11 protein-coding genes and 1 tRNA gene are annotated in these 15,258 nt (G+C 57.5%); 5 read left to right on the plus strand and 7 right to left on the minus strand.

Annotated features, from left to right (window positions below):
• The first annotated feature begins 481 nt into the window (after window positions 1-481).
• Both ACSFC5_RS06450 and ACSFC5_RS06455 read left to right on the plus strand, forming a co-directional pair.
• Complete coding sequence (locus ACSFC5_RS06450) at window positions 482-1,102, plus strand: transcription initiation factor IIB family protein (protein ID WP_440764414.1); 621 nt, start codon at window positions 482-484, stop codon at window positions 1,100-1,102.
• Between the two features lie 80 nt (window positions 1,103-1,182).
• Window positions 1,183-2,508, plus strand: coding sequence for a sister chromatid cohesion protein PDS5 (locus tag ACSFC5_RS06455; protein ID WP_440764415.1), 1,326 nt, complete (start codon window positions 1,183-1,185; stop codon window positions 2,506-2,508).
• Between the two features lie 397 nt (window positions 2,509-2,905).
• Here ACSFC5_RS06455 and ACSFC5_RS06460 read toward each other — a convergent pair whose 3' ends face one another.
• Window positions 2,906-3,724 (minus strand): DUF7344 domain-containing protein, encoded by an 819-nt coding sequence (locus ACSFC5_RS06460; RefSeq protein WP_440764416.1) that lies wholly within the window; start codon window positions 3,722-3,724, stop codon window positions 2,906-2,908.
• A 367-nt stretch (window positions 3,725-4,091) separates the two neighbouring features.
• A complete protein-coding gene (locus ACSFC5_RS06465; protein WP_440764417.1) occupies window positions 4,092-4,508 on the minus strand; it encodes a hypothetical protein in 417 nt (138 codons plus the stop codon).
• A 395-nt stretch (window positions 4,509-4,903) separates the two neighbouring features.
• Here ACSFC5_RS06465 and ACSFC5_RS06470 point away from each other — a divergent pair, with 395 nt between their 5' ends.
• Window positions 4,904-5,860, plus strand: coding sequence for a helix-hairpin-helix domain-containing protein (locus tag ACSFC5_RS06470; RefSeq protein ID WP_440764418.1), 957 nt, complete (start codon window positions 4,904-4,906; stop codon window positions 5,858-5,860).
• Between the two features lie 45 nt (window positions 5,861-5,905).
• On the opposite strand, the gene ACSFC5_RS06475 is transcribed toward ACSFC5_RS06470, so the two are convergent.
• Window positions 5,906-9,055 (minus strand): ATP-dependent DNA helicase, encoded by a 3,150-nt coding sequence (locus tag ACSFC5_RS06475; protein ID WP_440764419.1) that lies wholly within the window; start codon window positions 9,053-9,055, stop codon window positions 5,906-5,908.
• Between the two features lie 532 nt (window positions 9,056-9,587).
• On the opposite strand from ACSFC5_RS06475, the gene ACSFC5_RS06480 reads away from it, so the two are divergent.
• On the plus strand, window positions 9,588-10,013 hold the full coding sequence (locus ACSFC5_RS06480; RefSeq protein ID WP_440764420.1) for a MarR family transcriptional regulator: 426 nt from the start codon (window positions 9,588-9,590) through the stop codon (window positions 10,011-10,013).
• Window positions 10,014-10,461: 448 nt separating this feature from the next.
• Here the strand turns inward: ACSFC5_RS06480 and ACSFC5_RS06485 are convergent, their stop codons facing one another.
• From ACSFC5_RS06485 to ACSFC5_RS06500, 4 genes are all read right to left on the minus strand, one after another.
• A complete protein-coding gene (locus ACSFC5_RS06485) occupies window positions 10,462-11,496 on the minus strand; it encodes a tyrosine-type recombinase/integrase (protein WP_440764421.1) in 1,035 nt (344 codons plus the stop codon).
• A 289-nt stretch (window positions 11,497-11,785) separates the two neighbouring features.
• Entirely contained in the window at window positions 11,786-12,892 is a 1,107-nt protein-coding gene (locus ACSFC5_RS06490) for a tyrosine-type recombinase/integrase (protein WP_440764422.1), read from the minus strand.
• Window positions 12,893-13,051: 159 nt separating this feature from the next.
• Window positions 13,052-13,126: transfer RNA gene (locus tag ACSFC5_RS06495), tRNA-Glu, on the minus strand.
• Window positions 13,127-13,223: 97 nt separating this feature from the next.
• Window positions 13,224-14,513, minus strand: a complete 1,290-nt coding sequence (locus tag ACSFC5_RS06500; protein ID WP_440764423.1) for a helix-turn-helix transcriptional regulator — start codon at window positions 14,511-14,513, stop codon at window positions 13,224-13,226.
• A gap of 147 nt (window positions 14,514-14,660) precedes the next feature.
• Here ACSFC5_RS06500 and ACSFC5_RS06505 point away from each other — a divergent pair, with 147 nt between their 5' ends.
• Window positions 14,661-15,239 (plus strand): MBL fold metallo-hydrolase, encoded by a 579-nt coding sequence (locus tag ACSFC5_RS06505; RefSeq protein ID WP_440764424.1) that lies wholly within the window; start codon window positions 14,661-14,663, stop codon window positions 15,237-15,239.
• The last annotated feature ends 19 nt before the right edge of the window (window positions 15,240-15,258 follow it).

Here is a 15,258-nt window from a genome sequence, read left to right on the forward strand (position 1 = left end):
TTAGCCAAGATGGGATACTCTCTACCGTGGGGGAAAGTATTAATACGGCACCTTCCGTCTATCTAAACAGTCAGGGACCCCAAAAGGTCCTGCCTCAACGTCGGATCGGTCTCGATCAAAAACGGGGCCATTCGGCAATCACTACGCCATGTTCGCCAACAATTCAAGCGGTGAGTCCACGGTATCGTCCGACGATTGTCTCGGCCTCGAGGAACGGGGTGAGTGCTGTTCCGAGTGTGGAGAATCGGTAACACGTGTAGCCGATGGTGAGCGCGTTTGCGACGAGTGCGGCCTAGTTATCGACAGTTCCCCGCTGAGTCGAAGACGAGCACGCGTGTTCGATAGTCGTGACTGGGAAACGAAACGACAGACCGGGGGTCGAGAAACGGCACTCCGCGTCGATCGAGGTCTTGGGGTCGGCGTCGGTTCGGGTCATCGAGATGGCAATGGGAACGTCTTATCGATCAGCCAGCGCAATCGGGTGCGCACCGGACACTGGGGAAACGCCGTCGATACGGGGACACTCGGGTATGCACTGGGCGAACTCCAGCGAGTTGGTGCCGTAGCCGGCATTCCCGAACCGGAGCAAGAGACGGCGGCCAAGCTCTACAGACGGGCGTCTGAGGAAAGATTAGTTCAAGGGCGGACGATCGAAGGGTTCGTCTGTGCATGTCTGCTTATCGCCGCCCGAGAGTCCTCCGCCTCCATTCCCCTCACCAGTGAACGGCTTCTCGCGGCCTCGCGTCTCGAGAGCGAGGGCAAGATAACGAACGCGAGAACGGCACTCGTTCGAGAATTCGACGACGTAAAGCTAGCGCCCGCGAGTCCGCAGGACTACGTCGTTCAGATTGCGAACGCCGTTGGCGCGTCGAACGAAGTCCTCCGGCGCACGAAACGGGCCCTCGAAGTCTACCAACGAGAGGAGGGGAACTATCGCGGAACCAATCCGAAGGTGACCGCAGCGGTGTCACTCCACGCGACCTTCGACAAGCTCGGGGTCGAGGACAGACCGACGCTCGACGAACTCGGCCGTGCGGCCGGCGTCAATCCGACGACGATCAGCAAGCGTAAGTCGTCGTTCGTGAGTGCTGCGGGTCAGTAAGCGACTCTACGAATCGCACTTCCAGCCAGCCAGGGATTTCTCATTTATAACCGAGGTGCGCTTCGATGGAGTAAGAAGAGATGATCGATGAGGAAGACAGCGAGAGAAACGACCATAGACCCCGTATTCAAGATGTACGTGAGCATTTGAATGCAGTAGATCCGACGCTTCGGGCGCGGTGGTACAATAGAGAAGAATCGGCTGCTACAGATCCGACGACAGGTCGCCCTCTGATATCGGATTGCATCGATGCACTCGCCGACACCGACCGGAATATCCGATTATCCTGCTCTCGAACGCTCACTGCATTAGCGTCTACCCATCCGGCTGAAGTCGGCACGTCGCTCGCAGACACGTCGTTTCCGTTTACCGACAACGATGATAGGGTGCGAGCGAACGCGGTTCAGGCGGTCAGTGTCGTCGCTGACCAAGAACCGGAAGTAGTCACGTCTCTCGTTTCGACGCTCGTCAAGAGACTCGGCGATCCGAACGACGACGTACGCGTCTACAGTGCAGTAGCGCTCGCCGCACTTGCAGACCACGACGCGTTAACGATCGCCTCGATAACCGACTCGATCGTCTACCGACTCAAGGACGACGTGATCGACGTCCGGTTGCACGTCGCCGAAGTGCTCGCGGCCGTGGCTGTCGACTCGCCAAGTGCTCTCGAGGGGGATCTCGAACCGATACTCGAAGAGAGCCGCGCCGCAAATACATGTCTTCGACACGCCATGACGTCGGCCCTCGGCGATTGTATCGACGTTGGAGATGACCCGCGTGTTCAGACGGCACTTTTCGAGCGACTTTCGGATTCATATCCGGCGATTCGCGAGGCCGCTGCTTCGGCCCTGCGGCAGTCGGCTCGCCAGGAACCGTCATCGATGCGTACCCCAGAAGCAATCGAAGCACTGATTGAAGCGCTCGCGGATCCGTCCTCAGAAGTACGAACGAACACGGCATGGGCGCTCAAACATGTTGGCTACGACGATTACTGGCGTGTCGCCCTCGAGTCTGATGCCGAGCCGGCGACCGTTGCCGGTGGAATCGCACAAACGTACCGTTCGGTGGCCGATCTCGATCTCGATGCGCAGCTCGAGGGAGCACGACGCTGCAGTATCTGTCGCACTCAATTTTCCGAACCGGAGTTCGAGCATCCGAACGTCGTGTGTGAGGAATGTATGACGGAACTCGATTCTATACAGAGTGATCCGAGTGATCGAAGCGAAACCACTGACGAACGTGCCGGGTCGTCGCCCGTCTCGATCGATGGGGCCAAGTGCTGGCGACAGGTTCGATTCGGTGAACTAGTGACGATGCGGGACGCCCACGACTGCGATACCTATACAGAATTTCTCGAAGGTCACTTCACACGGGACGGAACTCCGATTCAGTCGGTACGCTTTTGAACTCAAAATTCCGTCTCGAACGAACCGTCACGCTGCCACCGACCACGCTCGAGACGGCCCCTCGCTACACGCTCGATGCGATCCGGTACTTCGGCTGGCGCTCGATCAAATAGTGGTTCCTGCCGGCAGTTCTCCGTCGCACAGCTTTCGACGCGTTTGTACGACGTTCCGGACCGTTGCGTACTGCCCGCATTTCCGCTCCCCGTTGGTGAGTCGGTCAGTCAATTCATCAATCGCGTCGCCACTACTTTCGAGAGATAATCAGGTGTGAGCTGGAAGACCTATCGCCTAAAGGCCCCTCGGGACTGGTAATCGTCATGCCACCCGAGCTTGCTCACAATAACACCCTTGCTCGCCGATTTCCGTCTTCGACCATTCAACGAACGGTGTTGATAGATCAACCATTACTCTTGCCAACAACGTCTATGATGTTGTGCATTACTTGTGTTACGGCCTCGGTCCGCCCTGTCGTCGATACCTCGTTAGCATCCTCGTCGAACTCAACGACGCCATATTCGTCGAGCATCGGCAAATGAGTATGATGGAGGGCAAAGCGGGATGATCGCTGGACCGTTCGACCGGCGATTGCGGAATCAACATCTGTTTCGGTGGCAGCAACCTGTCGACTCAGGTCCGGTACCCGAACTGTCACCGTCTCATTCTCTTGCTCAAATTGAAGATCCGACAGCAACTCGAGCACGATTCGCCGTCGCTCAGACTGGAGAAGACACAGAATGTCCTCCAATTCATCGCGGAATTCTCGCCGACGGGTCTCGAGTGATGATTTGGGCTCCGTTGTGAAGATCGGGACGGGCGTCCGCGTCGCCGTCTCGTGATCCTCGACAGTGATGAGCGACGCAGTCGGGTCGGTGTCGTCGTCGAGCGCGGCCGGATTCGACGTTCCGGCATACGTGACAGAATAATTGTATCGATCAGCTTCCCAGGTCGCCGCGCTCGTGAGTCCACCCGCGGCAATTTCGCTCACGAAGGGGGCTGCGGTATCAGCCGCCTCGAGGGCACCAATAACGGACTCGTCTTTCCCGGCCGGCGGCCAGATAGACTGGTTAACAGCGATGATCGTGTAGGTGAACCCGCTCTCCTGGGTCAACGACTCGAGACGATCTGCGAATGCGCCCTGATCCTTCGCATAGTCAATTCCGTACAGGGCAACCGTCTCGTCCAACATCGTCGCCGTGCTCCCGAGTTGCTCGACCACCCCTGCGTCGCTCAGTGACGCGAGCGGTGATCGATCGCCGCTGACCTCTCGACGACCGCTGATCACATAGCAATCGATTCCGTGGTCAGCGAGTCGCTCAAGCTCATCGCTGGCGAACGATATATCCGCATTAGCCGGTTCCGGCTGTCGAAACAAATTGCCAGTGTGCAAAACGGCATCAACGTCGCGCGTTATGGCTCGGTCGACGGTTTCTGGAATCCCGCCGGTCTGTCCCGCGTTCGAATCACCTGCGTCCAGAGCGATCATCGAATCGCTCACGTGAAGTATTCGAATAGTCATTGAAGTTGTCTTCTATTGGATTGGAAAGGGTACTTTGCAAGCCGATACGGCCATTATCACAGTAGTTTCAGAGCTTGCCCTGTACGAGATCTCGCATCATATTCGGATTCGTCCTCGACTGCGGCCGTTTTCGAGATTGACCGACACGTTGCTGTGATACAGACTCCGTGCCCGAGGCCTCATTCTCGGCCCGAGTGTCAGTCCCGTCATCACGAGATGGTACCGCCTCGGCGGCCTCAACCGCATTATCGACGAAGATCGTCTCCAGTCGTCCGCTCTTCTCGTAGATAGGCTTTCGAACGGTGAATCGAACCCCCATTGAGTCTCCCTCTTCCAGTCCCAGGGCTTCCGGAACGAGGTTCGAGAAGGTCACCCGGTGTCCCCCAATGCTCGCAAACACGGTTTCGTCCTCGAAAGTCATCGTCGCTCGCAACTCGTCCCCGGGAGTGATCGACTGCCCCTCGCTCAGTTCGGTGACGGTCATATCGGGAGTCACACTACACGGAATCCAGTCAATGGCATATAAAATCCAAATCGGGTACTCGATTCGACGATGAAGAGGTTACCGCAACCATCCTTCGGGACGATGCTCCGCTGTTTCGGCTATGAAAATGCGTGCGCGATACTGATCACGATCGGGCGTCTCGAGGTGATGCTCCTTGCTACCGATCGCTTAGTTCGCAATCGAGTACAAACGACATACTCTGTCGCCACGCCGGCCGAATGTGCCACTACCTTGAAGAGGTGTCAAGAAAGATTCCAGATGGTATGAACAGACGTGCCGTCCTGATAGAAGACGCGACTGGAAGGAAGAAACTCGAAGTGACGTTACCGGGCGGTCGTTACCAGCTTTCCCTAAACGGACCAGCAGTGAACGTCTTGTGCGATACTCTCGGTCACGGAATCAACGATACCGTCCCCGACCCGTTCGTCCCGATTTTTGTCGCGACTGGTGACGCGTGGTTCCCTCGGCAGCGGGATATCGACGGCGTCATCGACGACCTACCAGCGGACGGGACACTGACAGACACCCAACGGGAAGCGCTTATCCAATATCTCACCACGGTTCGGATCAGCCCGAGAAACGCGAAACACGTCGAAAGGGCGCTCGAGGAATCCCCGGTAGCCGATGCGGTGGATCCCGAGGAGTTACAGGTAAACGAACTTCCAGAGATACCGGACGGCATCGATCTGGGCCCCGAATCGACGACAGAAGATGGATCGGAAACGTCGTCTCAACACACTTCGCAGTCGACGACCGACTCGGGCGCCGGGACAGTCGATGGGGCGTCAACCTCGCCGTCCGACGCTGACAGCGACGCGATCGAGGAGACGGAGATCTGTACCATCCCCGGAATAGGACCTCATCGAGCCGAAAAACTGCTCGAAGGCGGCTACGCGAACGTGGACCATATCGCGGACTCTCGGCCGTCGGACGTCGCCGATGCAACCGGACTGAACATCCAGATGGCAACGGTAGCGGTCGAAGGTGCACGAGAAATCACCGGCTACGAGCGACCGACGGCGGATCGCCTCGCTTCCGAAACGGGTGGGGAAAAGGACCGGTTCACCGGTCCCCTCTCCTCGCTCGCTGCTTCTGGAACCCCTCCTTCTGAGGCTGCTCCCGTGCTGCGATTGCTCTACGGCCCCTCACTCGTGGATATCGAATCGGTCTCCGGTCAACAAGCGTACTACTTGTGGGAAGCCGGGTATCAGACGCCGTTCGACGTCGCGACTGCTACCGTTGAGGAATTGTGTGACGTTCCATACATCGGACAGACGACCGGAACTGCCATTCGCGAGGATGCGCAGAAACTGATCGAGTGCGAACGCTGACGTTCACGCGAGAGGAGACGGGAACGGGCTTCGGTCGCACCCCGCTTAGTCCAATTGTTCACTGTACTCGGGACGAGCGGGACAGTTCCACCGAATATCGCATTCGGCACACGTTCCTTCGGACGGCGCCTCGGCCGACTCAATTTCGAACCAGTCTCGAGTGGAGCGCGATCGTTCGATGCGCTGGACCGTGTCGTCGAACGCCTCGAGGGAGTCTTCGACGGCGGTCGGTGCGAACGTCAACTCGAACATCGCCTCTTCCCTCTGGTCTTCGCCGAGGAAGTAGATGACACCGCGATCCGGATACTCGCCCTGATGGTACGCGTACAACTCCGCGTACGTGTTGAGTTGAGCGCGATAGTCATCGACTTCGTGCCCGCCCTCCGGTCGCTTGCCGGCCTTATAGTCCCAGATCTCGTATCCTTCATCATCGCCGATCAACACGTCGACGACACCTTCGAGGATGAATTCGCCGCGATTACTCTGCAGGTGACATTCAGTATCGACGACCCGGGGATACAGGTCCGCTCCTTCGCGGCGGTTGAACCGCTGTATGTACTCGAGCGCGCGCCGTTCGGCTTCCTGGCTCATCGGGTAGATGTTTCGCGCCTTTAGCGACTCCGCAACCTCGTGGAAGTATGTCTCGATGGCGTCGTCGTCCGGAATCGTTCCCCCGTCGACGCCCTCGAGTTCTCCGCTGAAGTGACGATGGGCGCGGTCGAGGGTCTCGTGAACGACGCGACCGAAGAAGAGTTGGGTCGCGTGGTCCGGGACGAAGTTCATCTCGTTGTAATATCCGTATTGGCGCTTACAGCGGCGATAGGAGAGCACATCGCCCGTGATGCTGTACCGGCGCTTCAACTCGGTCGCATCGTGGCTGCCGACGCTATCAACGGCGGTCTCGAGGAAGTCCGTCGGAGTGCGCAGTCGACGGTCGCCGGCAAACCACTCCGTCGTCAGCGGCTCTCCGTCCGCCCGGTAGCCGAGCGAAAGCGTCGTGGGCTCGTCGCCGTCGAGGAGGATCTGATCCTCCTCGGCCCGCGAATACGCGACGTAGAAGCGACGAATCTCGTCCCGTCGAGCGCGTTCGTTAGCGGTTCCCGACGGATCGATCGACGCGTACGGCCGAAGTTGCTCTTCGATCCAGTACGTCCCGGACATCCAGGGCTCGCTGTCGAGGTCGCTCGTGAAGACGACGGGAAACTCCAACCCCTTCGCTTGATGAACGGTCATCACCTGCACGAACCCTTCGGGTATCTGGTCGTGCGGGTCCTCGGGTTCGTCGAAATCCGTGGACTCCAGATAGCCGCAGAACTGCCAGTAGAACTGCCTGAGAAAGCGTGTAGAGACGGTCTCGGTACGCGTCGATTTTTCCAACCGCCGCGATCCGGTGATGCTGGCAAACGAATCGAACAGACTCGACAACTGGCCCAATCGGTTCCCCGGTTCAGGTTCGTCTGGGCTCTCTATCCACGTTTGGAACGGTTCGAACGAGAGAACTCGGTAGAACAGTTCCAGGAGGGTAATGCCGAGCGACTCTCCGTCATCGGCGTTGGCGAGAGACTCCCGCCGCCGGGGGATATACGCGTCTAGAGCCTCGGCGTCATGATCGTCGACGAGCGTCTCGTAGTCATCGTACCACCGATCGATCTGCTGTCGGGTTCGACCGCTAACGCGAATCGTGTCAGCACCCTCGAGACCCGGGTCGATACAGCGGAGCACCGCTCCGAGCGCGAGTTTGATCTCCGGTTGGTCCAAAAACGCCTTGTTTCGGGGATTGTGCACCGGAATGCCGCGATCCCGCAGGGCGGCCACGTATGGGCCAGCGCGACTCGCCGTTTCTTTCGTGCTCTTGAACAACAGGGCGACCTGACTGTAATCGTCGATATAGCCTTCCTCGTGCAATCGCTCGATGAGTTCCGCGGCCTGATCGGCCGCCACCTGGTCGCGTTCGCCCTCGAGAAGCGATTTCACGCTCTTTCGACCTTCGGTTCCCGAACGACCGACCAGCATCGGTTCCTTTCCCGGGGCTCGAGCGCCTTCCGATTGCATGAGGGGGAACTCGTCGAGGTACCGGTTACACCACGAGATGATGTCCTCGGTCGAGCGGTAGTTGTGTCTGAGTTGGACCGTTTCCACGGTCGTACCGAACCGTTCGGCGGCGCGCTCGGGAAAGCGAATGAGACACTCGACGGTCCCACCCCGGAACCGATAGAGAGCTTGATCGTCATCGCCGACGACGGTGATGTTCGGGTGGTCGAGTGTTTCGGTGAGGCGGAAGTACAGTTCCTCCTGCAGCGGATTCGTGTCCTGGTACTCGTCGACGAGGACGTGCGAGATCGGCGGTTTGTCGCGATTCTCGTCGCCAGCGACCAACCGTGCACCGCTGTCGCTGTCGAGAAACTCGATGAACGTCTCGAGAAGTCTGGCGAAATCGCAGCGACTGTGTTCCCGAAGCGTTTCGCGATACTTGTCTAATCCTTCCGCGCAGACGCGCCACGGGTCAGCGGCCTGATTACGAATGTCCGCGGTGTCGACGCGATACTGCGAGAGGCGGTTCAGCAACTTGGCCGCGCCGTTGGTTGCCTGCCACTTGTTCGGGCCGTACCGGTCGCTGATCCCCCACCCGAGCATCGATTCGAAGAACTCCCACTCGTCGCCGGAAATGGCGTCCTCGTCCGGAACCGTCTCCCAGTCATCCGCGTCGAGTCCGCTGCCGCGCAGATAGTCGACGAATTCACAGTTGTCGTACATGAACAACTGCTGGCCGTCCTCGTCGAGCAGTTCGACGTTCGCATACTCCGGATATCGGTACTCCTGCATGAGATCGTTACAGAGGGAGTGCAGGGTACCGATGCGAAGCGCGTTGGCGTCGACGTCGTCTTCGAAACCAAGCGTCGCGAGGCGATCAGCGATTCGCTCCTCGAGGTTCTGGGCTGCTTTCTCAGTGAACGTTGTTATCAAGATCGACTCGGGAGGCACGTCGTCGACTAACAGCAGTTTGAGTGCTCGAGAGACGAGAACCTCCGTTTTGCCGCTCCCCGGTCCAGCGGTGATCCATAGCGGTCCGCGCCCGTGAGTGATGGCGGTTCGCTGACCGTCGTTGAAGGACCATTCCTCGTCACCGAACCGGTCGCGGTTGGCTTCCTCGAGTCGCGAAATGAAATCGTCTACCGTCAGTGACGGAGGCGTCATGGGTTTACATCCGATTCAATTGGTTATAAATTCCCAATGGAAGTGTTGCATCACGATGATGGCGAAATAACGGCTTTGAAATTCGGATTTTCCCTAACTAAGGATCTGCGTGCTCTTTTGCGTAGACATAGAGAATCGTGTGTACGTTGAGCATCGTTGACGACCGGGTTGTCTAATAGGTACACGTCCGTCGGTTGATATCCCCCCGCGGCAGGCCGCGTTCAACGGGTTGACGATCGGCGCGATAAATCGTATTCCCGTTCGTGCTCCTCACACGTTCTATAGAGAGTCCAATAAGTATGAGCTACCTAATGCACGAGGGTACTGACTTGGTTATTTTGCGGTATTTCGCTTCAGAAGCACTTGTCATGAGTCAATTCACCGCCACTCTCTAATGAGAGGGTGTCGGACGAATCTGTTGCTGACACTTCCTGACGGTACTGCTGACTGAACGGTACTGACGTAATTCGACCGTTGCGGACTCTTCTTTACGACCCTAACACCAATATGTGAATATCGACCATTTGTTACTATGACTACAATTGACTCGGACAGTCGGGATATCATACATGCGATTGAACGGCACGATGGTAGTGCCTCAACAACGGATATACGACGCGAAACTGGACTTGACAATTCCAGCGTCCGATACCGGTTCCGAAAATTGGAGGAACTTGGATTCGTCGCAACCGAACGAGACCCAACGGCCACACCCGAAGGCGTAGCACCAATCACGATCGCCAAACTCACGGATGACGCTCGCGAGGAAATCCAGAAAGGACTGATCGTTGAATCCAAGCGTCAGCGAGCCAAAATCGAACCTGCAGACAACGCAGAGAGTATAAAAGAATTAGAAGAGGAGCTCGCACAACTCCGCGACCGTGTGCATCACCTCCAGAGTAACCAAAATTGGATAGGCCCGCGGGTTGAGGAATTAGTAGAAGACCACCACGAGTAACTAGTACAGAAACGGTACTACATCGTAGACCAATCTCGATATAAAGTCAGGATTCTCTATCTGGAGCGTGTCCTTTGTGACATTTTAACGACCCCGCGAGAATTAGTTAACTGAATATCGGTCCTTATCCTTGTACCGGTCTCGTTCACAGTCATAGTGCGGTAGCATGTGTTTTCTCGTCGTCTCGAAGTCACACCAGGCGCAAAAGTAAACAACACGTTCACTATCACGGTGTTCTGCATATACCATCTCATGTGGTCCAATCCGTCCAATTTCTTTTGGATCTTGCATATGTGATATTATATGTGTTGTATTGCTAAGGTGTTTGGGAGAAGGAGGGATAGAGTTGACGGCGAGATTGGAGACGGGTTTGCTGATAGGTGGAGAATCTGTAGGGCTGAAATTTGACCAATTATCCCGATACGAGTTCAATAGCCTCGAATACCAGCTAGATACTCTCGAGGCCCTCCTGTCGATACTCTACGGGAGTGTGCGTGTACCGTCTCGTCGTTTGGAGGTTTTTGTGCCGCAGCTGATTGGCGGTCGCGGAAAGCCCCATCTCTGTTTCGAGATAGGTGCCGGTCGAATGGCGGAGGGCGTACCACTTGAGGTCCCGGTTCTCGTCGTCGAGTTCTATCTCGTCGAGGAGTTTATCCAAGAAGTAGTTGAGGGTCTTGGAGTTGTACGGATTGCCCTTACGGTTTAGCCAGATCGATTCCGTGTCGTCGTATTTGGCGATGTTCTTCCGCTGGCGCTTCCACTCCCGAAGAGCGTCGACCGTTTCGTTCCGTAGAGCTATCTCCCAGTGGTCTCGGTTTTTCGACGCTTCCTCTTTGGGGATAAACAGCGCGCCCTTAGAGAGCCGGAGCCACGACATCTGGGCTCGTTTCACCTCACAGGGCCTGAGTCCCGCATCGAGCGCGGTCCACAGGAGAGAGACCCACTTGTAGTTGGTGTTGAGGTACTCCCAGTCGTCCGGACTGACCTCCGATTTGGGTTTGCCCAGCTTCTGGGCGATGTGGGCTTTCCAGCGGTCGCGTTCGTCCGGTGTGAGGTCATTGTATGCGGGCACGGACCCGTATTCAAGGACGGCGTCTCGCAGTTGTTGTCGTTCGGCTATCGAGAAGTAGTCCGGGATGTTGTAGGTCTTCTCGTCGAAATTGACCTCGCATTCCCAGAGCTTCTTGCCACGTTCGTCGTAGAGGTAGTAGAAGTACTTAGAGAGGCTATCCATCTCTCTCCGTTTCGTCGCCTCCGCGTAGGGCTCGCCGTTCGATTTCCGAATTTCGTCGTTCTTCAGCATCGTCGCGACTGTGTCCGCGTGCTCGTGTTCCAGATACGAGACGTACCCGACTTCGCCCCAGATGAGTCGATAGTACTTGTCGACCCGACTCAGATAGTTATCCACTGTATCGGCTGCGAGCGGCTTCTCTTCCTTTGGCTTCCGGCCACACTCGCGCAGCCACGTTTCGAAGTCGTCCATTATGGACTCGTAGGTGGTCTTTTGCCGCGGTGTGAGTTCGTATTCATACCGTTGGTTGTTGTTCGATGATTGATTAGACGTACTCATGTAGTCATCGGGAGAATGTTGTGTTATTCTCCCGACACTGGCATCACCTTCATATCTGGCCGTCTGAGATACACGTATTAAAACCTATCGCGCGAGAATTATAACAAGAACGTCGGTATTGGCTGTATACCTACACAAATGAATTGTTTTTGACTGTGCGATTCGCGATAAATTGATGACCAATTGGTATATGTTTCCCAATTTATCCCATTCTGTCGAGTGCGTCGCGACGTTCCTCAACGGGAGTCTGATCGTACTTCATCGTCGTCTGCTCGCTCTTGTGGCGTAACTGTGCCTGCGCTGCCGCAAGGTCTTCTTCACGGGTCATGTACGTTCCTACAGAGTGGCGAATCGTGTACCACGACACCTGGCGGTTCTCGGTAGGTATCCCCGCTTCTTCGAAGAGCCGATGGAGAAGATAGCGGAGCGACTGCGACGAGTACGGGTTTCCGTGATTCGTCAGCCAGATGGTTTCCGTTTCATCGTACTTGGCGTACGTATCTCGCTGGTCTAGCCATCGTTTGAGATACTCGACCGTCTGGCTCCGGAGACCGACGAGCCAGTTGTCCCGATTCTTGGACGACTGCTCCTTTGGAATCCGAAGCAGCCTGTTGTCGACATCTACCCACGATGTCGTTGCGCGCTCAACTTCGATGGGACGGAGTCCGGCATCCATCGAGACCCAGACGAGCGAGGGAATTTTCCAGCCATTCGCGCAATCCCAATCGGCGGGGGTAACGTCTGACTTCGGTTTTCCGAACCGCTGGGCCAAATGAATCCGCCACCGGTCGCGCGCCTCTGGTGTGAGGTCACTGTAACTAGGAGCGCTGCCATATTCCAGGGCCGCTTCGCGAATCTTGACGCGCTCTTCGCGCGAGAGATAGTCGCGCGGATTCGACGCGGAGTCCCTTGAGTAAAATGTGATCTCCGGTGTCCACTCTTCCAGCCCGTGTTCGTGATGTCGCCATTTGAACAACATCTTCACCGCTTTCTGGCAACAGTCTTTGTGAGCAGTACTCAAATCAGTGCTCGCAAGTTCCGTCATCCAAGCGTCCGCGTAATCGTGAGTGATGTTCGCTGTATATCTTCCTTCGTAGTCCCAGACGAATCGATAGAACTGATCCATGCGGGCCGCCCGGGGTTTGACCGTCCCGAGCGCGTATCCCTCCACGCGATCGGGATCTTTCCCGAACGTGAGCAGCCAGTTGAGGCAGGCCTCACGTTGAGTTTGGTAGTCGATAGTTTGGCGCTCGTTGAGAAACGCCTGGGATTTGACGGTTACAACGTTTATCCCGCTCAAATCGGGCATTTGTAGTCCTCCTCCAAATACCCTTTTCGCTTGCCGTGGCAAAACGAAAATCGCATGACGGCGGCGCAGTGTTCTATTTGATGTTCTAACTTGCCCTGTGACATTGGTTGGACGTGCGTGTTGCTACGTCCAAAATCGAGAGACGGCGTCGGGGAGAAGTGCTCCGTCAGGGATTCGAACCCTAGTCATTGCCGTGAGAGGGCAATATGATTGGCCGGACTACACCAACGGAGCGTACTACATCACACAGTTGTGCGGTGGACAGTTTAAGGATTCCGTTTCGATCCGTCACTGTCGCATCCTACCACAGATTCGAGCGGTGACACGACCGTCACTCCTCGAACGGAGATTTGGTCGCCTCGGGTTCGAACCCCTCGAGGCTGATGATGTTCTCGCGGCCGACGCGAAGCTTGCTGATGGAGCCCTCTTCTTCCATGTCGGAGAGGAGCATGCTGACCTTGGACTTCGACCAGCCCGTCTCTTCGACGATGTTGACCTGCTTCATTCGGCCACCGTTCTCGCGAATGAGCCTGATAACTCGATCCTCGTCGGTGAGCAGTTCCTCGTTGGCCAGCGGGCTGGCACCGTCCGTCGAGTCGCCGTGGCTCTCGCCTGTGGACGACGGCGCCGCGTCCAGGTCCGTCTGCTCGGCCGAGATGACGTTCGACTGCGTCGTGGTGCCGGCGTCAACGGCCGTGGGATCGTCGGTCTCGGATCCCGAGTTTCGTCGTCGGTACCAGACGGCGGCGCCACCGATCCCGAGTACGACGAGCGCGCCGAGAGCCAGGTGCCACGCCGCATCGTCGCCGTTCGTGATCGTCGACACGTTTGAACCGGTCTCGTCGTTCCCACCGCCTGCACCGTCCGTGACGAAGACGGCGCGCGGATTCCCGTCCAGGAACTGTTGTTCACCTTGCCACTGCACCGAGTCGGCGTTCTCGAGCGTGTTGTGTGACGGCCGGGCCTCGTCTTCGGGCCCGATACGATCGAACGTGAGGCCGTCGCCGGCGACGATCACGATCGACTGGTCAGGGCCGATGTACATTCCTTCGAAGACGTCGCCGACTTCGACGGTCCCGTCCTCGACTGCCCCGAACCCGTTCCAGGTGAACGACATCTCGACGATTCCCCGAGTGCCGAACCGATCATCGACCGTCGCAGACCGATTAAAGTTCGTCGCCTCCATCTCCCGGTCGGTCGTCTCGGCGCCGGTTTCGGTCATCCGGTGGGCCTGTGTGACGAATCGCTCGTAGAGTCCGGTCTCTTCCTCCTCGAACTCCTCGGCGAACTCCTCGAAAGCCGCGCGCTCCTCGGATTCGTTTTCGGTGTCGAACCGCTGTACGTGTCGGAACGTCCACGTCGCGCTGCCGTTCTCGTGGACGGTGATCTGGAACGTCGTCGTGTCGAAGTCCCGTGAGTCATCGGCGATCGATTCGTCGGCTACCGCGTCGGTTGCACTCGAGTGCTGGGCTGTCGGTTGCGTCGCTGTGGTCGACTGAGACGGGGCGCTCGCGCCGACATCGATGTCGGAGACCGCCACCGGGATACCGACACCGGTGAAACCGGCGAGAAAACCGATGATGACGAGGACGACGATGCCGACGGAGACCGACCGGTTCATTCGTCTACCACTACGTGGCGGAGCTAAAAATGCTTGTGAATACCGGAACCCGCCGACGGTCATCGAGAATTCGTCGATGGAGAGCGAAGATACCGCTCGTCGGAGCGTGTCGATACGCACAAACCAGTCGATAGCGTAGCCGCAGCCATGATCGCCAATCTCGCGCAGGGCGTCCAGGTGTTCACGAGTAACGTCTACCTCGTCGACGGCGAGCGAACCGTCTTGGTCGATCCGGGGGCAAACTTCGACATCGTCAGCGCCGTTCGAGAGCGAGTCGACGACCTCGACGCCGTCGTGCTCACGCACACTCACCGGGACCACGTCGGTAACCTCGAGGCCGTGAAAGACGCCTTCGGCGTCGACGCGTGGGGGTACGACACCTCGATCGACGGCGTCGATCACGCCATCGAGGACGAGGAGACGGTCCAACTGGGCGACGACGAGTACGTCGCTCTCCACACGCCGGGACATAAGAACGACCACCTCTGTTTCTACGCGGCCGGCGCGGGGATCCTCTTCGCGGGCGACCTCGTCTTTCAGAACGGGAGTTTCGGGCGGACCGATCTCGAGGAGGGCGACCGAAAACTGCTGATCGAGAGCATCGATCGACTGCTCGAGCGGATCGACGAGGATCTCGAGGAGATGCACACGGGACACGGCCCGAGCGTGACGAACAACCCGTACGACCACGTGGAACTGTCGGCCCGAATGGCTCGGCAGGCCTAAACCGCGGCCGCCGCGAGAA

Origin of the sequence: Natronorubrum marinum, from assembly GCF_052040125.1 — an archaeon.
GTDB lineage: Archaea > Halobacteriota > Halobacteria > Halobacteriales > Natrialbaceae > Natronorubrum.

Excerpts from the sequence above, each read along its gene's own strand:
- ACSFC5_RS06465 (WP_440764417.1), bottom strand. The coding sequence starts at position 4,508 with ATGACCGTCACCGAACTGAGCGAGGGGCAGTCGATCACTCCCGGGGAC.
- ACSFC5_RS06500 (WP_440764423.1), bottom strand. The coding sequence starts at position 14,513 with ATGAACCGGTCGGTCTCCGTCGGCATCGTCGTCCTCGTCATCATCGGT.
- ACSFC5_RS06455 (WP_440764415.1), top strand. The coding sequence starts at position 1,183 with ATGATCGATGAGGAAGACAGCGAGAGAAACGACCATAGACCCCGTATT.
- ACSFC5_RS06475 (WP_440764419.1), bottom strand. The coding sequence starts at position 9,055 with ATGACGCCTCCGTCACTGACGGTAGACGATTTCATTTCGCGACTCGAG.
- ACSFC5_RS06485 (WP_440764421.1), bottom strand. The coding sequence starts at position 11,496 with ATGGACGACTTCGAAACGTGGCTGCGCGAGTGTGGCCGGAAGCCAAAG.
- ACSFC5_RS06480 (WP_440764420.1), top strand. The coding sequence starts at position 9,588 with ATGACTACAATTGACTCGGACAGTCGGGATATCATACATGCGATTGAA.
- ACSFC5_RS06490 (WP_440764422.1), bottom strand. The coding sequence starts at position 12,892 with ATGCCCGATTTGAGCGGGATAAACGTTGTAACCGTCAAATCCCAGGCG.
- ACSFC5_RS06505 (WP_440764424.1), top strand. The coding sequence starts at position 14,661 with ATGATCGCCAATCTCGCGCAGGGCGTCCAGGTGTTCACGAGTAACGTC.